Origin of the sequence: Paenibacillus vandeheii, assembly GCF_030433635.1 — a bacterium.
GTDB lineage: Bacteria > Bacillota > Bacilli > Paenibacillales > Paenibacillaceae > Paenibacillus > Paenibacillus vandeheii.
In genome coordinates this window covers 14,446-40,610 of record NZ_JAROCD010000017.1, presented here as the reverse complement: position 1 = coordinate 40,610, position 26,165 = coordinate 14,446, and the positions used below count along the sequence as shown (strand labels likewise).

The 26,165-nt window shown below is 41.9% G+C and carries 20 protein-coding genes and 1 pseudogene; 11 read left to right on the top strand and 10 right to left on the bottom strand.

Annotation, left to right across the window (positions count from 1 at the left end):
• Nucleotides 1–242: 242 nt before the first annotated feature.
• Both P5G61_RS27330 and P5G61_RS27325 read right to left on the bottom strand, forming a co-directional pair.
• The gene (locus P5G61_RS27330; protein ID WP_301249387.1) at nucleotides 243–812 is read right to left on the bottom strand and encodes an SF0329 family protein; all 570 of its coding nucleotides are present in this window, start codon (nucleotides 810–812) and stop codon (nucleotides 243–245) included.
• Between the two features lie 15 nt (nucleotides 813–827).
• The gene (locus tag P5G61_RS27325) at nucleotides 828–1,817 is read right to left on the bottom strand and encodes a tRNA dihydrouridine synthase (RefSeq protein ID WP_301249386.1); all 990 of its coding nucleotides are present in this window, start codon (nucleotides 1,815–1,817) and stop codon (nucleotides 828–830) included.
• Between the two features lie 402 nt (nucleotides 1,818–2,219).
• Here P5G61_RS27325 and P5G61_RS27320 point away from each other — a divergent pair, with 402 nt between their 5' ends.
• From P5G61_RS27320 to P5G61_RS27285, 8 genes are all read left to right on the top strand, one after another.
• Nucleotides 2,220–2,726 (top strand): stalk domain-containing protein, encoded by a 507-nt coding sequence (locus P5G61_RS27320; protein ID WP_301249385.1) that lies wholly within the window; start codon nucleotides 2,220–2,222, stop codon nucleotides 2,724–2,726.
• Between the two features lie 94 nt (nucleotides 2,727–2,820).
• Nucleotides 2,821–3,525, top strand: a complete 705-nt coding sequence (locus P5G61_RS27315; RefSeq protein ID WP_301249384.1) for a response regulator transcription factor — start codon at nucleotides 2,821–2,823, stop codon at nucleotides 3,523–3,525.
• Entirely contained in the window at nucleotides 3,525–4,565 is a 1,041-nt protein-coding gene (locus P5G61_RS27310) for a sensor histidine kinase (RefSeq protein WP_301249383.1), read from the top strand. The genes P5G61_RS27315 and P5G61_RS27310 overlap by 1 nt, the downstream gene beginning before the upstream one ends.
• 32 nt (nucleotides 4,566–4,597) lie before the next feature.
• A complete protein-coding gene (locus P5G61_RS27305) occupies nucleotides 4,598–5,323 on the top strand; it encodes a cytochrome c biogenesis CcdA family protein (protein WP_435874298.1) in 726 nt (241 codons plus the stop codon).
• A gap of 18 nt (nucleotides 5,324–5,341) precedes the next feature.
• The gene (locus P5G61_RS27300) at nucleotides 5,342–5,890 is read left to right on the top strand and encodes a TlpA family protein disulfide reductase (RefSeq protein ID WP_301249380.1); all 549 of its coding nucleotides are present in this window, start codon (nucleotides 5,342–5,344) and stop codon (nucleotides 5,888–5,890) included.
• Nucleotides 5,891–5,906: 16 nt separating this feature from the next.
• Entirely contained in the window at nucleotides 5,907–6,989 is a 1,083-nt protein-coding gene (msrB, locus tag P5G61_RS27295; RefSeq protein WP_301249379.1) for a peptide-methionine (R)-S-oxide reductase MsrB, read from the top strand.
• Nucleotides 6,990–7,515: 526 nt separating this feature from the next.
• Nucleotides 7,516–8,391 carry a GNAT family N-acetyltransferase gene (locus tag P5G61_RS27290; protein WP_301249378.1) on the top strand — a complete coding sequence of 292 codons (876 nt, stop codon included), beginning with the start codon at nucleotides 7,516–7,518 and terminating at the stop codon, nucleotides 8,389–8,391.
• A 230-nt stretch (nucleotides 8,392–8,621) separates the two neighbouring features.
• Nucleotides 8,622–8,828 (top strand): DUF2536 family protein, encoded by a 207-nt coding sequence (locus P5G61_RS27285; RefSeq protein WP_301249377.1) that lies wholly within the window; start codon nucleotides 8,622–8,624, stop codon nucleotides 8,826–8,828.
• 201 nt (nucleotides 8,829–9,029) lie between these two features.
• Here the strand turns inward: P5G61_RS27285 and P5G61_RS27280 are convergent, their stop codons facing one another.
• Nucleotides 9,030–13,487 (bottom strand): endo-1,4-beta-xylanase, encoded by a 4,458-nt coding sequence (locus P5G61_RS27280; RefSeq protein ID WP_301249375.1) that lies wholly within the window; start codon nucleotides 13,485–13,487, stop codon nucleotides 9,030–9,032.
• A 341-nt stretch (nucleotides 13,488–13,828) separates the two neighbouring features.
• Here P5G61_RS27280 and P5G61_RS27275 point away from each other — a divergent pair.
• The 3 genes and pseudogenes from P5G61_RS27275 to P5G61_RS27265 all read left to right on the top strand — a co-directional run.
• A pseudogene (locus tag P5G61_RS27275) lies at nucleotides 13,829–13,971 on the top strand (GNAT family N-acetyltransferase); the annotation flags it as partial.
• 409 nt (nucleotides 13,972–14,380) lie between these two features.
• Nucleotides 14,381–16,036 (top strand): leucine-rich repeat domain-containing protein, encoded by a 1,656-nt coding sequence (locus P5G61_RS27270; protein ID WP_301249373.1) that lies wholly within the window; start codon nucleotides 14,381–14,383, stop codon nucleotides 16,034–16,036.
• Complete coding sequence (locus P5G61_RS27265) at nucleotides 16,020–16,187, top strand: DUF2536 family protein (protein WP_301249371.1); 168 nt, start codon at nucleotides 16,020–16,022, stop codon at nucleotides 16,185–16,187. The genes P5G61_RS27270 and P5G61_RS27265 overlap by 17 nt, the downstream gene beginning before the upstream one ends.
• Before the next feature lie 167 nt (nucleotides 16,188–16,354).
• On the opposite strand, the gene P5G61_RS27260 is transcribed toward P5G61_RS27265, so the two are convergent.
• The 7 genes from P5G61_RS27260 to P5G61_RS27230 all read right to left on the bottom strand — a co-directional run bounded on the left by P5G61_RS27260 (nucleotide 16,355) and on the right by P5G61_RS27230 (nucleotide 25,474).
• Entirely contained in the window at nucleotides 16,355–16,747 is a 393-nt protein-coding gene (locus P5G61_RS27260; protein WP_301249476.1) for an S-layer homology domain-containing protein, read from the bottom strand.
• A gap of 428 nt (nucleotides 16,748–17,175) precedes the next feature.
• The gene (locus P5G61_RS27255) at nucleotides 17,176–17,388 is read right to left on the bottom strand and encodes a hypothetical protein (RefSeq protein WP_301249370.1); all 213 of its coding nucleotides are present in this window, start codon (nucleotides 17,386–17,388) and stop codon (nucleotides 17,176–17,178) included.
• Between the two features lie 571 nt (nucleotides 17,389–17,959).
• Nucleotides 17,960–19,612: a type I restriction-modification system subunit M gene (locus tag P5G61_RS27250; RefSeq protein WP_301249369.1), complete on the bottom strand. Its 1,653-nt coding sequence runs from the start codon at nucleotides 19,610–19,612 to the stop codon at nucleotides 17,960–17,962.
• A gap of 21 nt (nucleotides 19,613–19,633) precedes the next feature.
• A complete protein-coding gene (locus tag P5G61_RS27245; RefSeq protein WP_301249368.1) occupies nucleotides 19,634–20,872 on the bottom strand; it encodes a restriction endonuclease subunit S in 1,239 nt (412 codons plus the stop codon).
• A 13-nt stretch (nucleotides 20,873–20,885) separates the two neighbouring features.
• Nucleotides 20,886–21,791 (bottom strand): AbiJ-NTD4 domain-containing protein, encoded by a 906-nt coding sequence (locus P5G61_RS27240; protein WP_301249367.1) that lies wholly within the window; start codon nucleotides 21,789–21,791, stop codon nucleotides 20,886–20,888.
• Nucleotides 21,792–21,832: 41 nt separating this feature from the next.
• Nucleotides 21,833–24,889 (bottom strand): type I restriction endonuclease subunit R, encoded by a 3,057-nt coding sequence (locus tag P5G61_RS27235; protein WP_301249365.1) that lies wholly within the window; start codon nucleotides 24,887–24,889, stop codon nucleotides 21,833–21,835.
• Nucleotides 24,890–25,474, bottom strand: coding sequence for a restriction endonuclease subunit S (locus tag P5G61_RS27230; RefSeq protein WP_301249364.1), 585 nt, complete (start codon nucleotides 25,472–25,474; stop codon nucleotides 24,890–24,892).
• Nucleotides 25,475–26,165: the final 691 nt, after the last annotated feature.

Below are 26,165 nucleotides of genomic sequence, written 5' to 3'. Positions count from 1 at the left end.
TAAAAACCATAACTAGTTATAGCTAGAAGCTATAGCAAACAAAAAACCTTATGCTGATGCTTACCTTCGGTTCACTGATTTGTAGCGCTGCTGTTCAATAAACACAAGTAGACCGCCCCCCGAGCAAAGGTTGCGGTCTACTTGACGTATATCCTCTTGTTCAGCCCGCCGCCCTTACAAGCGGATATTGCGGCCAGAGCCGTGTTGACGCAAATACGATCAACACATAACTCTCAACTGATTTATAACGTACTACGCCTTAATTCATAAAAATACTGCACGGCTGGATGCTTTGACTTTATCTTCTCGGACATGTTCAAAATCCGCTTTTTGCCAATACGTCTGTCTACCAAAGCAAGAATATTAAACAAGATATCGTTGGTCTCCAGATTATCCTCTATCGAAGTGGATAAAAACGTAGTCGCTGCAACCGTAAAATTCGATTTACTTAATGATGACTGTGCTGACAATAGCTCCTTCGCAAGTACTGAGCTTTTTCTGCTTCTTGCAATGACTTCAAGACGATCCGCTGGAACGGTCCCTTTGGTATCTTTTATGACGGCTTCTATCTCTTCATCGCTCACAGGAATCAGGATATCCGGGTCGTTCTTGATCTCCTGCTCCGTCTGATACCATCGAATTGGGCCATTCATATCACTCATATTGAGTACGTTCTTTTTATCTACGGTAATATAACAATTTCCTGATTTATCAGGTAAATAGCGGTAGCTGGTTGCCCGGTACTCAACCCTTCCAACTAACGCAGGACTGAGGAAACTTTCCAGCTGTTGTTTCAATTTACTCCAGGACATGTGACCTCCTGTATTCTATTCAATTTCCTCTACCCCATCTTGATCCTTACTTCCAAATTCATCGAGTAACGCACGTACTCCACTTGTAGACTTAGCGTTCATCAAGCTATTTCTAAGTTCACTTGCCCCTCGAAATCCACGGACATATATTTTGAAGAAGCGGGCAAGCGGGCTGAACGAACGTGGCTCCTGTCCTGAATATTGATCATAGAGATCCAAATGCAATCGTAGCAGATTAAGGAATTCTTCACTAGTATGTTCCTTCGGCTCTTTCTCAAAAGCAAATGGATTTTGGAAAATACCGCGCCCAATCATAATGCCATCCACACCATATTGCTCAGCGAGTTTCAAGCCGGTCTGACGGTCAGGAATATCTCCGTTAATCGTGAGAAGTGTATCTGGCGCCACCTCATCACGGAGTTTCTTAATCTCCGGAATCAGTTCCCAGTGAGCATCTACTTTGCTCATTTCCTCTCTGGTCCGCAGATGAATGGACAGATTAACAATGTCCTGTTTCAGAATATGGGTTAACCAGTCGCGCCATTCGTCTACAGCAGTGAAACCGAGCCTTGTTTTTACACTAACGGGCAGTCCCCCCGCTTTGGCGGCCTGGATGATATCCGCAGCGAGTTCAGGACGGCAGATCAGACCGCTTCCCTTCCCATTCTCCGCTACATTCGCTACCGGACATCCCATATTAATATCGATGCCTTTGAAGCCTTCCTTCGCCATCCCGATACTCATCTCACGAAAGAATTCCGGTTTATCTCCCCAGATATGCGCCACAATCGGCTGTTCATCTGCTGTAAAAGTCAAACGCCCGCGCACACTTTTGTTCCCCTCCGGGTGACAATAACTTTCTGTATTCGCAAACTCCGTAAAAAACACATCCGGTCTGCCTGCTTCACTTACGACATGGCGAAACACTACATCTGTCACATCTTCCATAGGCGCCAAAATAAAAAATGGTCGTGGTAAATCACGCCAAAAGTTTTCCTTTGTCATATCCAAAACCCCTCTATATATACCAGGACAGTCTATGTCCTTATTAATAGTAAAAAATCGTAACTCATGCATCTGCATACTCATCATTTAAATTAGCATTAGCAGTTTCATTACAATTTACATGTTGATGTCCTTGCTTCTTCTTCACTTATACCATGTCAGCGTAACATCGTTCAAACATCAGTATATGTTAATCAAAGACATACCATTGAGTATATCACATACACAAGAAAGCGCACTTCCTCTTGAGAGTCGAAAGTAGAACTTCACCCCTCCTTGTTACCTTGGGACAAACCATAGGGTACACGTCGTAATGAAATCGTAATACTTAGCTTAGAGAATCGTAAGCTATCCCACTTATGCTAATCCATGTAAGAAAAAAACCATTGGAGTGTGATAAGAATGATGAAAAGAAAACAAGGCAAAATGATGATCATGACGGCGGTGTTAATGCTGTCGGTGGCATTTTCCGGATTAGCAAGTGCAGCAGAGATGAAAACAATTAAAAAGGATGGCATGGAGCTTGTTAACTTGAGACAGGCGGCGGCAATGTATGACTACAGCATTAAATGGGACAGCACAGATAGATCAGTAACCTTGATGTACATGGACGATATGGACGACATGGATGGAAACATGATGAATGATGACAACATGATGGACGACGACATGACGATGAAAGACGATATGATGGCGAAAGATGACAAGATGATGAAGGACGGCATGATGATGGACAGTGAAATGAAGCCAGCGGGAAAAATGATTAAAGTGTGGATCGGCTCCAAGAAAGTCATGGTTGATGGTAAGCAAGTAAACCTAGGTACCACTCCTGCTATTTCCAATGACAGCACTTATGTATCTGATATGCTGATTACTAAATACATGAAGCCTGCTGAAGCAATGAAATGAAATGAAATGAAATGAAATGAATTCGGCCAAGTAGCACCATCACCATATGGTATGATTAATCAAATGTATTTTTTGGAATATGGGGTGGGTCAGTTTGAATGAACGAGTACTGGTCGCTGATGATGATACGAATATTACAGATGTTTGTCGCAGGTATCTGGAACGTGAAGGTTATCTCGTCGTGACTGCTAAAGACGGTTTAGAAGCTTTGGAGCTATGGCGTAGTCAAACTCCAAATCTGATTGTGCTCGACCTGATGATGCCACATAAGAACGGTTGGGAAGTATGCAACGAGATTCGACAAACCGAGGATATCCCGATCGTTATGTTGACTGCCCGCGGTGAGGAGCAGGATCGTCTGATGGGACTGACGATGGGTGCAGATGATTACTTGACGAAACCTTTCAGTCCAAGAGAACTCGTTTTGCGAGTGCAAGCAATCCTGCGCAGGATGCGATACGCCCAGATAACGCCTGTTACATCATCTGAACATACCATCAAATACGAAGGACTCACCATTGATGTCGCGAAGCGTGAAGTGGAGATCAGTGGGCAAACGATTGATTTGACGGTTACCGAGTTCGAGATGCTGTACTTATTGGCAAGCCATCCAGGTCAGGTGTTTTCCCGCACCCAGATTCTGAGCAAGATTTGGGATTTTAGCTACGAGGGAGATACAACGACCGTTACCGTACACATTCGGAGATTAAGAGAGAAAATCGAACAAACGCCTTCTGATCCGAAATATATCAAGACAGTCTGGGGCATAGGCTATAAGTTTGCGGGTGATGGCAGCTAATGAAACTGCGTACTTACTTAGTATTGTCCAGCCTGACGGGAATTGGAGTACTCTTAATTTGTTTATTCGTCAGCTACTCTAAAATGCTGCTCACTATTGAACAACTTTATTGGTTGTCTGGTATAACGGCTGGGGTAGGCTTGCTCTCGTTTATCCTTCAGTATCTGTTGACTAAGCCATTAGAGAAATCCATTGCGCGGATTACACAACAGACCATGCGAATTGCCGAAGGGGATTTCCATACCGAAGTCCCCTTAATCGGTCCGCAAGAGTTCGAACTGCTGGCACAGCAATTTAATGAGATGAGCTACAAACTGAAGGAGAGCTTTGACAGTTTGCATCATTCCGAATCTGCTCGACGAGAACTGATTGCGAATGTCTCCCACGATTTGCGGACACCCTTGGCATCCATCCAATCGTTTGTCGAAGCATTGGAGGATGATGTGATTAAGGATAAAGATACCTTTCAACGCTATCTGAATACCATTCGATTGGAAACAAAGCGCTTGGGAGGGCTTATTCATGACCTGTTCGAATTATCTAGTCTGGAGGCAAAAGGCGAAATATTCGACCCGCAGCCTTGTCATGCTGATGAGTTGCTGATCAGCACATTGGAGAGCTTCTCCTTCCATCTCGCTGAGAAAAGGTTGACCGTCGAGATCGATCTGCCGGATAAATTGCCGGCTGCTATGATGATGCCGTCGCAAATGAAGCGGGTCCTGTCCAATTTGCTGCAAAATGCCATTCAATACTCTCCTGCTGATGGAAAAATCGTTCTAGCTGCCGCTGAAACGGGTCAGTATTTGCGAATTTCCGTAACGGATGAAGGCGATGGAATGGAAGCGGCGGAGACTTCACGTATATTTGAAAGATTTTATCGGATTGATAAATCACGCAGCAAGAGTAATGGAGGCGCCGGGCTGGGCCTCGCAATCGCACAATCGATTGTTCAACTCCACGGCGGTGAAATTGGGGTACAGAGTACTAAAGGAGCGGGTAGCTGCTTCTGGTTTACACTTCCGATATATTTCAGTCGCTAACCATAGGTTCGATAAGTCGTATTTCTCAGGTGGTGATTGATTTGGCCAGTGATTTTGTATTCCTTTTCGGTGTATTTGGGGCGGGGTTATTATCGTTTTTTGCACCATGTATTTTGCCGCTGCTCCCGGTATATGTGTCTTATTTGTCAGGAAGCCTGGTCAACGGTACTACTCAGGGAGAAGTCGGCGCGAACGCTGTTCGGCTTCGATCTGTACTTGTTCTGCGAACTTTACTGTTTGTCCTCGGACTATCCGTAGTGTTTATTTCACTCGGTTTTGGTTCCGGCATTCTTGGCAATGTTATCACAAGTTCCGGGTTCATTGCAGTTTGCGGAGCCATCGTTGTGCTGTTTGGCATTTATCAAACGGGATGGATCAAACTACCTTGGTTGGAACGAGAAAGAAAGCTGTCAAGCCATCGTAGCACGCAGGGTGGATATATAGGTGCTTTCCTGCTTGGCCTGACATTCAGTTTTGGCTGGACTCCTTGCATCGGTCCTGTACTGGCAGCGATCCTCGGTATCGCAGCAGGTGAAGGATCCCCTGTTTATGGAGGGTTTCTCATGTTTCTTTACACCCTGGGGTTAGCGATTCCTTTTTTGGTCATGTCCGTATTCTCGGAATATGTAATGAAGCGAGTTCGTCGCTTGTACCGGTTCATGGGAGCAATCAAAATGGTGTCCGGCTGTATTCTTATTTTAATGGGACTGCTGCTAATGACAGATCGGCTAAACACGATTGTGAGCTGGTTTCAATAATTATTGGGGGAATTCGGTATGAAGATGTCTTGGAAATGGATGGGATATGTACTGATATTAACTGGCTTATTGGTTTCCTTGACCGCCTGTGGTTCGAAGCAAACCCTCCAACCAACGGATATGGGTTCGCCAACGATGATGAACAAAGGTGAGGCTGCACCTGAATTTTCATTAAACGATCTGAAAGGCAACACTTTAGAACTTGCGGATCTCCAGGGGAAGAAAGTGTATGTGAAATATTGGGCTTCCTGGTGCTCCATATGTCTTGCAGGCCTTGAAGACTTGAACACACTTGCCCAGCAAGAAAATGATTTTCAAGTCATCACGATTGTTACACCCGGTTATAAAGGAGAGAAATCCTCCCAGGAGTTTACCGACTGGTTTAACAAGCAACCTTATACTAATTTAACCGTACTTTTGGATGAGCGTGGTGTATGGGCTAAGGAATTCGGAGTACGAGCATACCCGAGTTCTTTTTATATTGACTCCGATGGGAAATTGGTCAAATCAGTCCCGGGTCATGCATCCAACGACCAGATCAATGAGACTTTGAAGGGGATTTTGTGAGGAAGGATGAAGTATCATGAAAGGTACCCTGTTAAGCTTGTGTCTCCTAACCATTGCAATTGTAGTGTCAGCTTGTGGAAGCCGGGTTGAGAATGACATGGTATCTGCATCGTCCCGGACCATTAAGACAATGAGCGTTTCCGAGAATGATCTACATCACCTCTACTTGGCTGGTGGCTGCTTCTGGGGTGTGGAGGCGTATATGTCCCGCATTCAGGGAGTTCAAGATGTAACCTCGGGCTATGCAAACGGCGAAGGAGAAGCCCCCACCTATGAAGAGGTTATTCGTGGAGATCGGGGGTTCGCGGAGACCGTTCATGTAAAATATGATCCGAAGCAAGTCACTTTGCAGAAATTGCTTGACTCTTATTTCAGAGTTGTTGATCCGACCAGCCTAAATAAGCAAGGTAATGATAGAGGTATTCAGTATCGCACAGGGATATTCTATACGTCACCTGAAGATGCAAAGATTATTCAGCAAGCTGTAACTCAAGAGCAAGAGAAATATGATAAACCCATCGTAACGGAAGTGCTGCCTCTGCAAAACTATTATCTGGCGGAAGAGTATCATCAGGATTATTTGGAGAAAAATCCGAACGGATATTGTCACATTGACTTGAGTGTTTTGAATGAGCAAGAGATTGTGATCGATCCTGCTCAATACCCCCGTCCAACAGATGAGCAATTAAAAGAACGTTTGACAGATGAACAGTACGCGGTAACTGTTAACAATGATACTGAGCATGCATTTAGTAACGAATATTGGGATAATGTTGAACCCGGTCTGTATGTGGATATCGCGACGGGAGAGCCATTATTCACCAGCCAAGACAAGTACGATTCCGGTTGCGGATGGCCGAGCTTCACGAAGCCGATTGCACCTGAGGTTGTAACATACCAAACGGATAAGAGCTTCGGAATGGAACGCACAGAGGTAAGAAGTCGCTCAGGTGACATCCATCTTGGGCATGTGTTCGATGATGGTCCCGAAGATCGTGGTGGTAAACGGTATTGCATCAACAGTGCATCCATCCGGTTCATTCCGCTCGACAAGATGGAAGCAGAACATTACGGATATCTGTTGCCCTTGTTGGATTAGAAGGATTCTGAATAGAGTTTTGCTTAAGCTTAACAAGCATAGTACCAATAATGAAAATCACCCTCCATCCATTCAAAACAACGGATGGAGGGTGATTGCTGAGAAATTAGGAATAGCTTTGACCCTCCCTCTTATCCTATCATTTGCATAATCGCACAAGAAGGACGCAGCCCCTAATTCAAGCACTTACTTCAAGTCTCTATCTTTCAACGAAATATCACTGAAAATCTGAGAATTCATGCTTAAAAGTATTCTGGCATGGACAGGTTTAAGAATGATTGGCTACAGTAAAAGTTCGTTCGATTTCCATCGTATCATCCCCTACTCTACTTGGTCGTTCCATGTAGGGCGAAAGGTTTGATTAAAAAGAGGGGTTTTGGATTTTTTGCTGAATAATATTTGGAGCTATGTCAGTGAACTTACTTATGAGCAGAATAGTTGAATATAGTCATATTCTACCTAGTAAATACGGGATCATACCATGAATATACATACAGTCTTTTTGATGATTACGGAGGAGAATACAATGCAGGAACTTATATTTACAAAGGATTACAAAAACAATGAAACACTTAGAACGAGTTTTTTCGAACTTGCTACCAACACGTTTGGTTTAAGTTTTAAACAATGGTATCAAAAAGGGTTTTGGAGCGAACGATACATTCCCTTTTCATTTGTTGAGGGAGATAAAGTTATTGCAAATGTCTCAGTAAACATTCTTGAGTTAATTATTAATGGAGAGAAGAAAAAAGCTATACAAATTGGAACAGTGATGACACCTCCTGAGTATCAAAGAAGAGGATTATCTGCAAGTTTAATGGACAAGGTTTTAGAGGAATATGAGAACAAGGTTGATATCATGTATCTCTTTGCCAATGATACGGTTCTTGATTTTTATCCCAAGTTTGGGTTTAAATCCGTAGAAGAGCATCTATTTTCAATGGACTTTACACCAAGCCAATTGGAGCATACAGACATTAGAAAACTAGATGTAAGTCAAGAAGATGATTTACGTTTGATTTACAAATTTGCATCAGAAAGATTGCCCGTTTCTCAACATTTTGGAACTGATTACACTCATGGAATAGTAATGTATTATTGCCTGAACGTTTTCAGTGATGATATTTATTACTTGGAAAACGAGAACGCTATAGCTATTTATAAGAAAGAAAGCAATCACATGGACCTCTTCGATATGATCAGCTTAAAGGAAATCAACATTCAAGATATTTTGACTAAGATTGCTGGAAAAGATACTGAAAAAATCACTTTCCATTTTACCCCTGACTATAAAGGTGTCGATATAAAAAGTAATATCTCATATGATGGTTTATTTGTTAGGACAAATGGTGAAAACCTCTATCCTGTACATGTAAAACACCCTATTACATCTATAGCCTAATGCTAGGTCGGGCAGATTTTTTTGTCATTTAAACTCCAATTTCAGAACTGGGTAGAAAGAAGAGTTTTGATATGCAGGCATAAAGATAAATTCTGTAATTGTGCTTGCATTTCTTCCTTGAATAATTGCGCTTCGTTTGCTCTTGCCGAATAGGTAAAGCTATTCTACAATAAAAGCTCGGCAGGCTTTTGTACCTGCAAATCGTGACATGGAGGAGGCCTGAATCAAACATGGAAATTACGCTGGATATTATCAAAGACAAAGTCGAATGCCTGCAGGCTTATGACTTCCGTGAACTGGAACGAGCGATCGAAGACCGAATCGGAATGAACAAGGCGCTGCTCCTACGGGTGAAGCAGGTCCAGCATCAAGTGACGTTCGACCCGCTTCGCAACAAGATGTTATATAGTGCAGTTGTGCATTTTGCCGCAGAGTGATGGACGAGTTTTATACTTTGCTAGCGCCCATTAACAAAAGTATACCCGATCTTTACGGAACCCATGGAGAATCCGCCAAAGATGGTATTTACATTCTCCACGCCGCCATGCATTCGATATGAAATAGTAGAACTACCCCCGTCTGGATTACACGGGGGTAGTCTTTTTTATCAGCTGATTTAATTAAACCTAACCTTACATTTACATTTCCCAGATCCGGTAGAGAACCATCGCTGCTTCAGCGCGGGTCAATGGTTCGGCTGGTGCGATTTTGTCATTTTTGCCGTTAACAATTCCGCTTCCTACGAGGGAAGCTACACTATCCATCGCGTAAGTGGAAATGCTTGCAGCATCGGAATAAGGAGCTAGATTTCCATTGCCTGCAGATTGCTTACCAGCAGCTTTCAGGGCTTTCGCCGTAAGAACCATCATATCTTGCCGGGAAATGCTGCTGTCTGGTTTGAATGTGCGATCTTCGAATCCAGATGCGATACCAAGTTCTTTGGCAATAGCCACAGCCTCTGCATAGTGAGCGGTTGGCTGTACATCGCTGAAGGCTGCCCCGTTCGTGCCTGAGCCCTTCAATTCAAGTGCTCGGACAAGCAAGGTGATAAAGTCTGCTCTCGTGATAGAAGCTGCAGGAGCGAAGCTGTCATCAGAGATTCCTTTAATAATATCGCGTGCAGCCATCGCTTCGACTGCTTGTTTTGCCCACAGGACATTTTGCACATCGTCAAAAGACTTGGTTACGTAGGCTACAGCATAGGTGCTGAAATGAGTGGTTTTGAACACCATCGAGCCGGATTTAGTATCATAGTGTCCACTTGGTACGGCTGTTGCCTGTCCTTGTTTGTCAATGTAAAGAATCACGATCTGATGTGCATTGACAAGTTCCAGTGCAGCAGGCGTGTACGGAACAGATACCGTTACAGGTGCCGATGGGTTGTTCCAGGCAAGGATACGGTCACCAGCTTTTACGCTTAGGTCGATCACCGGACGGCTGCCCACATTAGCACGAACGTCTGCACTCAAGTGATCTGGTGAGACCTTGTTAATCTGAATAGAGACTTGGTCTGCTTGTTCCGTGATATTAGTAAGCATGTTGGACGGAATTTGAAGTGTTGCAGTGTCCGTCTTAAGCACAAACTCAACATTATTGTTGCTTTGCAGGAATGAAGTTGGCAATTGCACAACATAGGATTGTACATTTGCCTGCTTCGGCAATTCGATGGTAACCTGCTTCTTGCCATTTGCACCTGGAGAAGCTTTTTCAATGGCTTTATTTACGCTATCTCTCGAAACGGTTGCTGTGGCTGTTCCATTTTCGACTTTTATTACCGGTACAATCACCGCGTCGTTGCCCGGAAGCTGTGGTTGAGGCTGAGAAGTAGTACCGGGGCTGGACCCGCTGTTGCCTCCGTTATTGTTACCACCGCCGTTGTTACCACCATTGTTACCACCGCCATTGTTGCCGCCAGAAGAAGGTTTGCCAGTCAGCGTCAATTCACCGAATACGGACGTATCCTGGTAACCTTGACCGGATGGATCGTTCCATGCGTTCACGCTAATTCTGTTGCCATCTTTGGCATCATTAATCTGCGCATCAAAGCCGATTTTGGCATTGTTCGCAGGCTTAACCTTTTTGAACGGAATCTTCATTTCAACTGTGTAGTTGGTACCGGAAACAGAGACTTTCGATTCGAAGCCTGCAGCGATTTCCGCAGGATTAAAGGAAGCGGCGTTCTCGAAATTCACTCTGTATTGTCCATCATCGTCTTGGAAGTTAGCTGTTTTTCCGTTGTTTTCATCGACGAATACTTCAACGGAATCCTGCTCCCATACATTCGGGTTGGACTTGTTCAGTTGATCATCTCTGACTTGAACGAGCACATACAGATTGTCATCATCCCAGAGTGCTTTGGCTGTTCCTGTCGCACCTGACCATGCCATTTGCTTCGTATCCAGTTTCATTTCAGGAGCTTTGCTCCATACACTGTCTACAGAGCCATCAATAGCTGGTGTCCCATAGTGCGCGCTTGATTTCTTGTATTCAAGGGCTTCGGGTGGATTTTCCGCCATGTACTTTTGCGGATCAACGACCGCGTAGAATGCCTCTTTGGCTTGAAAATTCTTGTCAAACAAGGTTGGATTCTGCTCGGCTCTCCAGCTGGTGCTGTCATTTAATCCCCAAAAGGTTACACGTGGAATATGCTCGCTATTCTTCTTATAGAGATCCATCAATTGGGCATACAGATAGGCCTGCTGCTTCGCTTCTTTTTCAGTGATTGCAGAGTTGGTGCCTGCCATAATGTCCAATTCGGTGACACTGACTTCTACACCCAAAGAAATGAAACGTTCGAGCGACATCTTGACATTGTCCAATCTCGTGCCCAAATTATAGTGGGCTTGCATGCCGATGCCATCAATCAGTTTCTCGCCGGGGTGATCTTTGGCGTAATTCTCATTGATCTCTTTCACCATGCTGTAGATCGCTGTAGCTTTATTCTGGTTGTCATCGTTGTAATCATTATAGTAAAGCTTGATATCCCAACCATTCTCGTCAATGACTTCTTTGGCTGCAAGGAATGCTTCCTCAAGAAAGTCAGGGCCGATGGCTTGTAACCAGCCGGAATTACGCAATGCATTTTTCCAGTCTTCTGGATTAGCCGGGTTATCGTTCATCGCTTCGTTGACAACGTCCCAGGAAATAACTTGGTCACCAAAATGCTCAACGACCGTTTTAACATGTGTTCTTAGATTTGTCAGAGCTTCCTCACGGCTCAGCGGTTCACCACTCGCTGCCGTATAAAGCCATGTAGGAGACTGGGCATGCCATACGAGCACATGACCGTGCAAATCAAGGCCCGCGTCCTTTACTCTTTGGACTAGAGCATCTTCTGCGGTGAAATCAAATTGTCTGTCCGCGTTATAAGCATAATCCGGCTTCATATCATTCTCAAACGTGACGACATTGTGATGCTTCTTCAGAAGCTTGAGCCGAGTCTCGTCAAAGGTAGCCGGATTAACAATGTTCCCGATCAGGAAATCATCCTCGTAAATATCCTTGAGGTTAGGAAGATCTTCTTGAATCGGAGGCGCAGCAGCTACAGGTCCCAAATATTTTAGAGCAAAGTCATCTAAGAAAAAGGTACGGCTGCCACCGTCATTATTTGCTGTTTCAATATAAGCATTGAGTACGCTTGGAGTAGTGGTGAGCGTATACTTCCCCGTTAAGTGTACCCATTCCTGATCGGTAACGGTTGCATTTGGTGAAACGTTGGCAAAGCCACTGTCCGCATATTGAACACTAATACGAAGAGTTGTAGGCGCTTCGCCAGGTGCCATTTTCACCCAAGCAGACAGCTCGTATTCATGGTTCTTTGCCATTTTTCCAGTTGCATCAACCAAGGCTGCATCATATTGTGCCATAGTCGTTACAAGCAAGCTTTGCTTGCCGCCAGATGTATGATTATCGTTTTGGGAAAGAACTACCGTTTCACGGCCGTTCCGCGCTTTGAATCCATCCAGGCCATCCTCAAAATCGGCAGAAATGCCCGTTTTATCTACAATCTCTGGTGCGGTTTGATCAGGGGTTACATCGGTGATGATGACTTCATCAATGTAAATATCCGAGGTTAACGTGTTGTCCGATGGTTCAACATAGATGATAACCTCATTCGTTTTAGAAGGGATTTCATAGCCTTTAGTTTCAAATAACGTCCATTCGGAAGCGTTTACAAGCTTGTTGCCTATAAGCCAAGGATACTTCTGGTCCTCCACTAATATTTCAGAATTTATTTTGGATGCCAGATGGAACTGGCCTTCACCTGAACCGAGTCTAACCTTGAGAGAAATATCATACTTACGGTCCGATTTCATCTTGCCAGTAAGTTCGAGAGCAGGAACGGCCTTCTCATCGGCCCGGTTGAAGAATTTCAGAGATTTCGTACCTTCGGAGGCTAAGTTATCAACGACCGCAGTATCCCCGCTCGATCCCCAACCCAGCTTGCCCCATCCACCGGTATTTCCATCTTCAAAGCTTTGGTTGAGGACTATAGTGGGCTCGGCAGGTGCTCCTGCTTGGGTAATAGTGATATCCCCAATATAGAAAGAGACACCCTTACCCGCTTCATCAGATTTAATCCGCAGAGCTGTCTTGTCCACACTCGTCACGGTAAGAGGGGCGGATAGCGTAATGCCTTGTCCCCCTATAAAGTCGGAAGAGCTAATTTCCTTGTATCCCTCTGAGTCAGTAACGCCCTTATTAGATACAATCTCCAGGACAGCTTTTCCAGCTGCAGGCGGGTTAGCATCAGTATCGACATAAACGGAAGCGGTTACAGAATACTCTTGGCCAACCGCCAAACCCAGGTCACCGAATGCGAGGTCCACACCATCCCAGTTATTAGATCGGTTACTAACTTTTAGAGCTGCTCCATCATCATTGCTCTCAAACGGCTTGCCCGTTACAGCGCTCAGCTGGGCGTCGCCTGATGGAGTTACCTTGCCTTGACCATTCTGGAATGTTTCCTGATACACAATTCGTGAATTAGATGCCGCTAAATCCGCAGCGCTAACTGCCGGAGCTATCAAGCCGCCCGGAAGAAGCAGAGCCGCTGCGAGTAACCCGGAAACGACCTGCTTAAATGATTTCCTCATTCGAAGCATTCCCCCCACACCAAGTTTTTTTATAAACCATTTAAAGCGCTTACATAATTTACTGCAGCCAGCCTCCTTTCCCACAGATAATACCACTTCATGGAAGAGAAATCTTACTCCAAATTAAAGGTGAATCCTAGTTTATTACAGAACTATACCAAGTCTGATACGGGTACGGTCATGATCTTCATTCCGCTAATCAGGCCGCGGCAAATAAATTCGTCGCAGCACTCACAACAGATCCCCTCTTCACTAATTTGAATTATCACCACTTGGCACTATTGAACAGGTGTCAGGTATCCCAGCGTTCCTTGAATTCGATGCTTGATATACCAGCTTAAACAGTGATGACACATCCTGATTATCGGGGAAAGGACTTTCTGCACGTTTAATGAATAAAGTTTTAGAGGAATACGAGCACAAGTACGATTACATGTACCTTTTTGCCAATGAATCGGTGCTTGATTTCCACCCAAAGTTTGGGTTGATTTTTTTAATAATGCCTACCACCAGCCATACTTAAAAAAGATCAAAAAGGAGCAGGATTTCCCTGCTCTGATTTCCCTGCTCCTTCGCTATGTGGAACTTCTTTCTCTCATCAAACGTAAATTCACAAGGTATAATGAAGTCAGATGACCGTTCAGCATGATCTTATGACCATCATAATGAAGGAGGGGACATTCGTGGCGTTTATCCCGTTAAACTGTCCCAATTGCAACGGAAGAATTGAATACAAAGAGGGTGAGATTTTAAAGTGTCCCTATTGTGAAACAGAGCTTTTATTGAAGCAAAATCATGTCTATTACGTAGACCAGACCATTAATCATTATCACGGAACGCCCCCTAAAGCACCGCGGAAGCAGGCTGTCTCCGTAAAGCTAATGCTGATACTAATGTTAGTCCTAACTGGCGCGATCGGTACTTATTTTTATTATAGCAACAGCTCCACCTATTCAAGAACAGAAGCCAATCTGCCTGTGCGAAAGATGCCCGAAAGCGAGGTTCTGCTCTCATTTTTGCGAGATATCTTCGACAAAGGGTCTGCCTTGCCGACAGAGGAGGAATTGGCTCGTCTTCGCTATTTAACCGTAGAGCATTCGGAGAATGATCAGTGGAAGTTTACATATAGCCTCTCCGATCCCTTCAGCGATGAACAGGCCGAGAAGATCACTTATGTTACTCAGGACAAGAAACTGAATAGCCAGCGCATTGATCAGCGAGATTTTGAAGCTTTTAAGGGACTGACGGCATTGGACCTGACGAATACCTATGAAATCGCCCAGACGGAACAAACCACTTTGGCCCATATGTCCGGATTACAAAGTTATGGAGGCGCTTTTAACGAATCCTTCAGCAAATTTTCGGGCTACTTTGGCGACAAGTCTAAAATTACGGAGCTTTCCACTCAGCTTCGCAGCAATCAGGAATTGGCCCTGCTTCTGGAGTTTCCTAATCTGAGCTCGTTATCCATTACCTATGTGGATGAATCCGTAACGGATTTCTTTCTGTTGAACAAGCTGCCGCTCAAGTCCCTGTCGCTCACCTTTGTCGATGAACTGGGATGGTTGTCCTCCATGACCGGGCTGTCATCCTTATCCATACAACACAGTGAAACCACTGACCTGCAGCCGTTGTACGCCTTGACTCAGCTTCAGGAGCTTCATTTGTCCTTTTTAACGAATGTGAAATCCATCGACTTTGTGCAAAACATGCCTGCTCTACAAACGCTAGATATTGAAAATGTAAACTTTTCCAACCTGGAGCACTTGACCGGCAAGGCCTCCATTACTAAACTACGCCTGGCTTCTCTAAGTCAGCTTAGCTCGGTAAAGGCCATAAACAGTCTGCCCTCTCTGCGGGAACTAGCTCTGTCCGGTTACTATGAGAACGCAGAGACGTTATCTTTACCTAATGTGGGCCGAGTGGAAATTCCAAGCTCCTTTCTCACTGGGCTGAAGGCGCCCGCTACAACCAGCCTGACGCTCCGTGGCGGAAGCGGGGAATTGAACTTGACTGCGCTGGGGAAATTCCCGAAACTGGAGCAACTCTCCCTCTGGGAGATCAGTGAAATAACCCATCTTGGCGCCCTGGACGGTTTGCCTCGTCTAGAGACTCTGAACATTTACGATTCGTCACTATATAAGGAGAGCGATGCTTTATTTCGTTTGAAGCAGATCAAATCTCTGATGTGCTCAGAGTGTAGGCTGAATTTCGAACAAAAATCGGCCGCAGAGAACGGCGTACTTGAGCATTTGACCTTAGAGCAGCCATATTTCAGCATAAACAACACCTCTGTTACTGAAGTTGACCAAATGGTGCCTTACTTTGCCAAAATGTCGGCTCTGCGTTCCTTCACTCTGCAAGACAGCAATTTGGCTTCTATCGAATTTATGAGTAACTGGCAGGCCATAGAAGAGCTTCATCTCGAGAACAATGCCATTTCCAATATAGAGACCCTAAGCCAGCTGCCTAATCTGCAAAAGGTATATCTCTCAGGTAATTCCGTACAAAACAAATCCGTGCTTGGCACGGGTGTGCAGGTGTATTGACCTCCATGAACTGGAACTAGCAATTGAAGAGCGAATCGGAATGAACAAAGCGCTATTGCTGCGGGTGAATCAAGTCCAGCAGAAAGTAATGTTTGATCCCATTCGCAACAAAATGTTATATAGTACAATCGTGCATTTTGCTATAGATTGATGGAACGACAACAATTGTAGCAGATAAAAACCCGGATTGGGCACTAAGATCCAATCCGGGTTTTCTATTGTTTGTACAGGCAACTTCAAGGCACCAACATTTTATTGAATATAAGAAAGGGGCTCCCCTTATGCAGTTCTTCCTGCATGGGGAACCCTTTCGGTGCTTTAAATCCAGTCAGAAGCCTTCAATATTCTTTGAACGATAGCTGCAACCTCAGCACGGGTGATATTGGCTTTCGGAGCCAGTTCGTCTGCTCCTCTGCCGCTGACCACACCTGCCTCAAGACTTGCAGCAACAGCAGCTTTAGCCCATTCCGAGACATGGCTTGCATCGGTGTAAGGCTTCAGAAGTTCATTGCTGTCCTTAATCGCCAGCTTCTCCTGAAGACCTGTAATTGTCATAGCATTGGACAAGATCACCATGGCTTGTTCACGAGTAATCTTCTCTTCCGGACGGAAGGTTCCATCCTCAAAGCCTTCGATCAACTTATACTCATAGGCTGTCAGAACAGCAGGATTATACCAATTGGAAGCATCTACATCTGCAAAAGGTGCTATGCCTTATACCGGCTTCAGTCCCAAACCTCTCATCACGATCGCTGCAAATTCGTCACGTGTCATATCCTCATTTGGATTGTATAGATCGTTTACCAACGCCATTCACAATCAGGCGGGAGCCCATATCATTGACAGCATCTTTAGCACAATGATTTTCCACATCTTTAAACATCAATGGGTGCCATACCACCGAATACAGACTGTTGTTTAAGCTGCTAATTTGAGCATATAACTTACCATCTTCCTCTGTGACCTTAGTGGGAACGTGACGAACAGATCCGTCTGGATCTGTAACGATACCTGTAGCAATCTTGTTCAGATCGATTCCTTCAGGCAGGCAATGGAACGTTCCACATACACACTATACTTGGTCACATCCACTGCTTGGTCTGCTAATATTGCTTTGACTGTAAAGTCAAAAGAAGGAGTTACCAGCGTAAGTGCATTTTGCGCCGCGGCATCTCCGCAACCTTCAGCATATTCGCTTCTGGAGAAGCGATACGGATCTGAATCTTAATATTCTCCGGCGCTACCGCCGTTCCCAATCGCTTGGAGATTGAATCAATATCGAGCTGCTGAGCAGGAAGGGTATAGCTTGCATTTCCAGTTTTCACAACCAGTACCGCCTGCTTCTCTTCCATATTATTGACCATCTGTCAGGTCAGTTCACAATAATGATACTGGATTCGGAAGAGACCGATATAGTCACTACTGCGCCTTGTCCCTCAGCTTTCAGTTGGTGTCCAGTTGTTGGGGATCAACGGTTATTGTTGTCACCGTGCGTTCACCCTCAGTAGGAGCTATGGATTTAACGATTCGTTCTTCCTTACCATTCATCAAGACAATGACCGCATTTTATTAAGATCATGCACGAGAGAATCACGCCAATGACACCCAACAAGAATGCGCATATTGAGTCGTTTCACAGTTTGTTGGAAGCAGAGTGCCTACAGTGTTATGAGTTTGCAACTACCAGGAAGCCTCTGAGATCGTGACGAACTATATCCGTTTTTGGCAAGAGTCTTGTGTATGTTAGCAGCAAACCTAACACTGTGGTTCCACTATCTAACCACAGTGTTCTATGAAATGAAATTATTATCAATTACTACTACACCTGACAAATTTATGAATTACCTCTTATTAATCTGCCTATTTACGGTGAAGAAGCAATGTTTATTTCCATACTCTGCTCCCAAGCGCATGTGAAAAAAGCTAATGTTCAATTCCTCTTGACTTTTTTCTAATACTATTATTTCCTAAAAGACTGATTAGTTTACTCAGTTCTTCTTTAGCCTCATCGTTTGTCCCTTCCAACTCATTCAATAACCCAAACAAGTTATCATACGAATTCGCAATTTCTGCTCTAACTTCCACCAATTCTTGAGCCACTTGTGAAAGTGGAACACCTTCTTCTTCTTCAAACGTTTCGACATATCTTGGGATGTTTAAATTGTAATCATTCTCTTTAATTTCATCCAACGATGCCACATGAGCAAATTTTTCAACGTCTTTACGGTCACTATATGTTTCAATAATTTTGTTGATATTTTCAGGAGAGAGTTTGTTTTGATTCTTCCCTTTTACAAACTCTTTTGAAGCATCAATAAACAAAATATCCTTACTCTTACGAGCTTCATGACCTTTGAACACCAGTATACAGGTTGAGATACTTGTGCCATAGAACAAGTTAGCTGGCAATCCAATAACAGTATCTAATAAATTATTGTCTATGATCTTTTGGCGGATTTTACCTTCAGAGGCACCTCGGAAGAGTACCCCATGCGGCAACACGATAGCCATTGTTCCTGCTCTATCTAAATGATAAAGTCCATGAAGAACAAAAGCGTAATCTGCCTTAGATGCAGGCGCTACACCATAACCCATGAAACGTGTATCTTTTTCTCGATCAATATTTTTTGTATCCCATTTATGAGAATATGGGGGGTTTGATACAACCGCATCAAACTTCAAAGGAATTTGTGTGCCATCTTTTTCAGCAAATGGCCAGTCAGTATAAAGTGTGTTTGCACGTTTTAATTCCATATTGCGGTAATTTACCCCATGCATCATTAAGTTCATACGAGCTAAGTTATAAGTCGTAGCATTCAACTCTTGCCCGTAAAACTCGACGCTTCCTTCTTCATCACCATTTGGTAATTCTTTTTGAACTGTCAGAAGAAGTGAACCTGATCCCATTGTAGGATCATAAACACGGAATTGACCTCCAGTACCAACTGCATCATTCGTGACAATTTTCGCCAGGATTTTACTAACTTCATGAGGTGTATAGAATTCCCCACCTTTTTTACCAGCACTGGCAGCAAATTGTCCAATCAAATACTCGTAAACGTCACCCAAAATGTCACGGCCTAAATCGTCTTTAAAAGTAAAATCGTTAATAATCAAAACGATTTCATTTAAAGCCTTTGCACGTTCGTTTGTACTTGACCCTAGACGTGTGTCCCCAAGGTTAACATCTGAAAATACATTAGCAAATTCCGCTTCTGCGACTGCGTTACGTTTGGCATTTGTATTGAACGAGTCAAACATGTCTTGGAAGTCACTAGCTTTGATTTTGTGATTTTCAATTTTGTATACGATGTTCTTCCAAGTATAGGCTGGGTCAATTGCATATCCGATACCTTTACTGATTTCTTCAAGGTAATCTTCTTTTTCAGTGTCTTCTGTCACTTTGTAGAACTCTTCCAGATTATTGGCTTTCAAATATTCATCTTGATTCTCTGATAAATAGCGATAGAACATAAATGGTAAAATATAATTCTTGTACTCACTTGCATCCATTGTTCCTCGCAGTTTGTTAGCCATTCCCCATAGTTTTGATGTAATATCTTTTGCATTACTCATTTTTTGTGTAATCTCCTTTTTTTATACAAACATTTGTTGAAGCATTAATTTCTTTAAATCTTTCAGCAAATTCAACTCACGCTGATGAAGGGTAATGAAGTGGTCGAGATTCATGAAAAGATGCCCAACTTTTTCTTGTTCTTCCTTCTTAGGAACTAACAAATTTGTTTCTCTAATCGTTTTTAACCCTAAATTTTTTATAGTAGTCCCAGTCAGGTTGTTCATAAAATAACTATAGATACTTGGTGTTTGAAAATAAGCATAAATGAATCTCTTATCAAAATCTGACACGGTAATGTAAGCGGCACTCTTACCTAACATAAGTTTCTCACCGTTGTACCAAGCAAGATTACCTATTGTACCGTTAATTGACATTAGCAATGTATTGTCGTTTAAAGCCTTGTCATCCTTAGATTGTTCTTCTTCAGTAACACGCTTAGTTTCTTCAGTAATTACAATTCGTCCATTCACCAGATTATTACCATTTATAAAATACACATTTCCATCATTAGTATATGTCGGCGTTCCATGCAAACCATCACCTATTTTTAAAGTCCCATCTAGAAGCTTACGCGCTTCCCAAGCATCAGTAAAACCTGCAAAGCGAATTTCAGGAACATTAGCACCATCTTTCGGAAACATTTTTTGAAGTAGAATTTTTTTCGTATCCTTTAGTAGTTCTAACTCGCGTTGATAAAGGGTGATGAGGTTGTCTAATTGATTAAAAAATGACGAAATTTTTCGTTGTTCATCCACTGCAGCTGGATAAACCACTATACCACTCAATGCGTTATCATCGCTAACTTTCATATCGTTTTTAGCACCCTTATTTACCAAGGGCTGCAAGTAACGATTTAATCGTTGATGGCTTTCAAAATATCGTTCGACAAAGTTGCTGTCAACATTATCATTTGGTTTATAAACGGCATAAAGCGTTGAAACAATACCTGCTTGTCCATTATTAGATTTGATAATTCCAAACGGATTAGATTTTAACGGACTCTTTGTATATACCACATCACCCTTTTCAACTACCCCATAAGTTGCAACTGATACACCAGCAAATGAACGTCCTTGAAATTCAATCTGATTAACTATTCCAAACTCGCCAGAAACTGATAACACATCTTCTTTTCCAAATCGCTCATCTCTGTTCTTTACTTTTGAAGTTGTTAAATATTCGTTTAACCGTCTCTGTTCCCAAGCATTCGTAAATCCTATGAATCTAATTTGAGGTGATTGTGTTATTTTATCACTCATTTCTAATCTCCTTTTATTTTAAATATTGAATTGCTAACGCAATTAACGATAAACAGCGGTTAAAAAAGTAATCATAGTGGCGATTATCCGTAATATCTATTTTATTTGTCTCATGATGACGGATTCTAAAACTATTACCAATTTTCGTTAGTGCCTTAAATTCACTATCAAAAATTTCAATAAAATCAGATTTCCCACTGCTCATATCATATACCACTTTGGTTACGGAGCCAGGTTTATCAAGATTAGTATAATAAGTTTTCAAGCGCTCAAGGGCATCCCATATTTTCTCAACTGAATCTTGGCGAGCTGCTGGATTTGGTGTTTTGTATAATGCAATTGCGTCTTTCATCAATTCTCTCGTACCATCTTCAGAAATCTTCTGTATTTGTGTCTCTATTTCAGGTGAAAGCGGGGTGTTCTCTACTACACGCTCAATAAGTTTTCCTCGGGTTAATGTAAACAATAATCCAGACTCTTGGAATATTTCGTTTAGTTCATTTCGATAATCATCGAAAACATTTGTTGTATCCAAGCAATGAATATCCCAATAATTTTTGTAACGATCATCATTCCATCCTTCAGAAATATCTTTTATATTTTGAGCAACATATTCTATAAGGTCAATTAATGAATATTGATCATAATCATCATTATCTTGTGGTGCAGCTATATGACCATCCTCATCCCTAAAAATATCAGGAATTTTTATTGCCATTCTATTTTCAAATTGATTGCGGTTAAATTCAATATAATACTTACCCGTAAAAGAGCAGCGCTGCTGAAGTCTAAAGTTATGCGTTAGGTTATTATAATATTTTTGACATATGTTTAGTAGTGAAGTATAAACTTCTTTTGAAACTTCAATAGTACGTGTAATTGGTTTTCTTAATCCATGACGTTCTGTGTATAAATGCATTTTTATTCTCCTTTTTTAATCCACATAATTTTATCATTTAACTATTCTTCTTTCTTAATTTCGTCAGCCATTTCGTAAAATGCCTTACGGAATTCAATCCTATATCGTACCCAACTCAAAGCTGCAATCTTTTCAACTGCAATTTCTTTATAATCTGCTCTTGCTTCATTCATGATTGCTGTTAACTCCCCTTGTTTATCCATATCCTCTTGACCTAAGCGATGTTTCTTAATCAAGCTTTCAAGTTCCTTAGGCTTTGTGCTGTTATCAAGTCCCCAAGTACGGATGAAGTTCGTTACAAGTTGGATATTCGTATCCTTTTGTGCTCTATCCATAGCTTGATTCATTTTTTCAACACTTCGAGGTGCTGGATAATCATCAAATACAAACTCTTTCGAGAAAATTTTAGATACAAAGTTGCGAACCTTAGATTTTTCTCTATCATTATCTGATTTGGCAATTTCAATATGGATTTCATCACGTGTCTCTTCCGCTTTAGACATAAAGTTTGCATGAACTTCGTCAGCCATTCGAGCAATTAGATCAATCAAGTAGTCGTAGTTGATGGTAACATCGTGAATATGAACCATAGAGAGATTGACTTGCGAAATATCAATGTCTTCTCGCTTCGCACGTCGTTCTTTCAACTCGCCGGCGATAACAGTTGTTAAAATGACTTCCTGCTCCTCAGTAATACCTAGAAGTTCATAGAACTCTTCGGGATGATCATAGGCGGAAACAGGATTTTTATCATCGTCTTCAGTATATTGCTTCAACTGACTAAGTAAGCGATTATACTCTTTCAAATTCTCAAAGACTTCATCTTGTGCTTTTTCACTTGGTGGTAATTGCACAAAATCATCTGTAAGTGATCCAAGTTTCTTGATGATTTCTTGCACCTCAGCTTGGACCTTGCTAAATGGTTTAGAAATAATACCAGACTCTTCATTGCCTACTTTCAACTCTTCAAGTGAAAGCTGTTCAGCAGCCGATGCACGATTCGAATAGATAGCAAAAGCCTTATTCATTTCATACTCATTTTGCTCTGGCCAACGATAATTCACAACATTTCCCCAAGGCTTATCGACAAGGTTATGCATCCGGTTTGTACGTGAGTATGCCTGAATCAAGTTTCCACCTTTAAGTGTTCGATCAATATAGAGCGTATTCATCTCAGGAGCATCAAATCCAGTCAAAAGTTGGTCAACAACGATAACCAAATCTAAATAGTTACCATCATCAGCTGTCTTGTTCAAACGTCGTGCTAAGTCTTCTGTGTAGACTTTAACTGTCGTCATATCAAAAGCTGTTCCGAACGTTTCGTTATAGGCTTTGATGGCTCTGTGCAAGTTTTCGTTCGTTTTTAGTTGATGAATATTATTAGATGTATCTACTGAGAAACTCACCGCAACCTTTAATCGTTGCTCGACAGGACGATTCGCATTTTCCTCAGCAAATTTATCGAAGTATTCCATTGCTCTTGGTGTACTTGCTCTATTACCACCAACGTGAACTGTAAATAAAGCATTATACTTACGGTCATTTGAACGTTTCTTCCAGTTATCGAATATTTCCTTGACTACTAAGTTCACATGTTCTGGACTATAGTCGTAAACACTACCACGAACATTATCGTCGATATCATCTTGAGTAGGATTTTCGGGAGCCTCAATCGTTTCCTTGAATTCAACGTTAAACCCTAAGACATTTTTATCCGCAATTGCTTCTTTGATGGTATAAGCATGTAGCAGCTCGCCAAAGATCTCTCGTGTCTCGGGAAATTTTGGCGTACCTGTATAGCCAACCCAAGCAGAATTTGGAATAGCTTTCCGGATCATTTCAAGCATACTTTCATTTTCAGTACCGTCACCAGTTGAGCGGTGGGCTTCATCAACGATAAAAAGGATACTTTCATTTAGCGGCTTGAAGCTATCTCTCGCTACATAACGCGACATTTTTTGAATACTTGTCACAATAATATTCTTATCACTCTTCTTCGTTAATTTGAGATGAAGGTCAGAAATATTAGCAGTGTCACTCACTACACCCGTTTTCCCTTCAAATCCTGCAACAGGATCATAGGCTTTATATGCATCAGATGTTTGGTTCGTGAGCGCAATTCGGTCAACTAAAAAGACAACTTTATCTACGTTAGACAGACGACTTGCAAGCCATGCTGTCTTAAAACTGGTAATTGTCTTACCTGAGCCTGTAGTGTGCCAAATGTATCCCAATTTACCATCATCGTATTTGAAGTCAAATTTTCTAACTTTATCAAGCACACGCTTTGTGGCATAGACTTGATATGGACGCATGACTTTAATACTTTCTTTGTTTTTAGTACCGTCTAGTACCATGTAGCGTGTGGCCAAATCATGAGCCATTGGTATTGATAATACTTTATCCGCAAACGTCTTCCACGAACGAATAGGGCGAGCATTACTTTCTTCTTGCCAGTTAAAAGCAAAAGCTCGGTTAAAGCTTTGGAGTGGGGTATTTGCCATATAACGAATATCAAACGGCGTCATCGCGATTAAAATTTGCAAGGTTGAAAAGATACCACTGAATTGTTTTTCAGCAATATACTGTTCCATCTGGTTTAAAGATTCTGTAGCGCTATGAAGTGCCTTCTTTAATTCAATTTGAATAATTGGTAAACCATTAATAAGCAACGTCACGTCAAACCTGCGATTGGGCTTACCATCAACTACTTTTGGCCGCTTAATTTGATTTACTACTTGATAAACAGTATTTCCACCACCGACTTGAGCTTGGTCGAATACTGTCAGAAAAACATGTTTACCATTATCAAGGTCAACTTCAATTTCAGAAACACCATTCACGCCATACAGAAACTGTCCAGCACGGTAAGGTGATTCGATACTATTGATGATTTTCTTTACCTGATTAAATTCAGTTACAGACAATGGTTCATCTAAACGAGCATGATTGTTTTGCTCTAGGATCATTTTAAAGTTATCCCAGAGTTGTTCGGTTGTTTTAATGCTTTTTTTATACTCCCATTGTTTTACACCACCGATTTTAGTCAAATAATTGACAACTTCATTTTCAAAATCTAATTCCGATTGACTTTTCATCTATTTATCCTCTTCCTTTAAAGTTTCTTCAATTATCGAACTCGTAAACTGCTCAATCAAGACTGCGTATTTGTTTAACTTACTTTGTAGTTTCAATGTTTCTAAGTAAATAGCGCCTATTTTCTTCTGTTCCTTGAGAGGAACAATAGGAACGTTAATCTCACCAAGGGCACGAAGTGGGATTCTTAAAACAGGACCAGTCCCCTGTAACTCTTTTTCTTTTTGACGCTTCACATCTTTGTAAGTATTAAATAAGAAAAGAAAATATCGTTTATCAAATTGTTCAGTGTTAAATTCTATTTTTGTAAAGTTAAGAGACAACACTTTACCAACGTTGTTTTTACCGACTATCGTTGCAAGCTGTAACGAGTTACTCATAACAACATCACCTTCATTTAACAACAGGTTATATTGAGAGGAACGTTTTACCTCATTTTCAAAAAATACATCCTCATGTTTATAATCAGCTTCAAAAGACTGCTGGTCATAATAATTCATTGTTTGATTTTCAAACTGTTTTTGCGCCCTTGTTGGATTTATACCTGGGATAAATGTCACGAACTCTTTTAAAACTCTTCTTTCCAAATTATTTACCTCCTAACTTTGAATACGATTTTTCGAAATATTTCTATATTACAAATTAAATCACTTTGGATTTATTTTGTCAAACGATATTATGAAATATTTTAATATTTCAATATCGAGTTTGAGAAAAGTCTAAAGCAACTATTCTGAAAGCAAGGTCCGAGAGACAATATGTCCTGTATTTATGAACTTGGTGATGTAATTACTGCCGAATCAGAAATCATTTCTGAACATAAGAAAAAGCAGTACAGAATTCAGAATGCGAACTCTGTACTGCTTCATTAACTTTTTTACCTGCAGTTATAGTACACTCGGTTAGGGATAATTTAATTTTTCCTTGTAGCTGATATCGTAAATATCTAATGCTTCCTCTTTCGAGCGGAATAGTTCCAGCCTCCTGTTCCTTCTTCTTTGCTTCATTTCAATGACATGCGAACATTCACCACGATCTAGTGAACAGTGTACGTTTTCAGTGGGATTGCCTAGGCTTTCATTTATTCACCTTCTTTTGATGTTACGCTTCCTTTGATTAACTCGATGACATGCCTAGCAAACTCATCAGATAGTCGTATTCTGTCCCATCCGTATTGTAATGCGCCGAAAGTTTTTCCTCCCACATTAGTTACCGGATGAACATGGTCGTAAGATGCTACGATACTGGATGTTGTAATGTCGAATGTAACCCAAGAAT

Bases quoted from the DNA above. Each gene is read 5' to 3' on its own strand.
- P5G61_RS27330 (WP_301249387.1), bottom strand. From the start codon at position 812: ATGTCCTGGAGTAAATTGAAACAACAGCTGGAAAGTTTCCTCAGTCCT.
- P5G61_RS27325 (WP_301249386.1), bottom strand. From the start codon at position 1,817: ATGACAAAGGAAAACTTTTGGCGTGATTTACCACGACCATTTTTTATT.
- P5G61_RS27320 (WP_301249385.1), top strand. From the start codon at position 2,220: ATGATGAAAAGAAAACAAGGCAAAATGATGATCATGACGGCGGTGTTA.
- P5G61_RS27310 (WP_301249383.1), top strand. From the start codon at position 3,525: ATGAAACTGCGTACTTACTTAGTATTGTCCAGCCTGACGGGAATTGGA.
- P5G61_RS27300 (WP_301249380.1), top strand. From the start codon at position 5,342: ATGAAGATGTCTTGGAAATGGATGGGATATGTACTGATATTAACTGGC.
- msrB (WP_301249379.1), top strand. From the start codon at position 5,907: ATGAAAGGTACCCTGTTAAGCTTGTGTCTCCTAACCATTGCAATTGTA.
- P5G61_RS27290 (WP_301249378.1), top strand. From the start codon at position 7,516: ATGCAGGAACTTATATTTACAAAGGATTACAAAAACAATGAAACACTT.
- P5G61_RS27285 (WP_301249377.1), top strand. From the start codon at position 8,622: ATGGAAATTACGCTGGATATTATCAAAGACAAAGTCGAATGCCTGCAG.
- P5G61_RS27280 (WP_301249375.1), bottom strand. From the start codon at position 13,487: ATGAGGAAATCATTTAAGCAGGTCGTTTCCGGGTTACTCGCAGCGGCT.
- P5G61_RS27270 (WP_301249373.1), top strand. From the start codon at position 14,381: ATGTTAGTCCTAACTGGCGCGATCGGTACTTATTTTTATTATAGCAAC.
- P5G61_RS27255 (WP_301249370.1), bottom strand. From the start codon at position 17,388: ATGGAAGAGAAGCAGGCGGTACTGGTTGTGAAAACTGGAAATGCAAGC.
- P5G61_RS27250 (WP_301249369.1), bottom strand. From the start codon at position 19,612: ATGAGTAATGCAAAAGATATTACATCAAAACTATGGGGAATGGCTAAC.
- P5G61_RS27245 (WP_301249368.1), bottom strand. From the start codon at position 20,872: ATGAGTGATAAAATAACACAATCACCTCAAATTAGATTCATAGGATTT.
- P5G61_RS27240 (WP_301249367.1), bottom strand. From the start codon at position 21,791: ATGCATTTATACACAGAACGTCATGGATTAAGAAAACCAATTACACGT.
- P5G61_RS27235 (WP_301249365.1), bottom strand. From the start codon at position 24,889: ATGAAAAGTCAATCGGAATTAGATTTTGAAAATGAAGTTGTCAATTAT.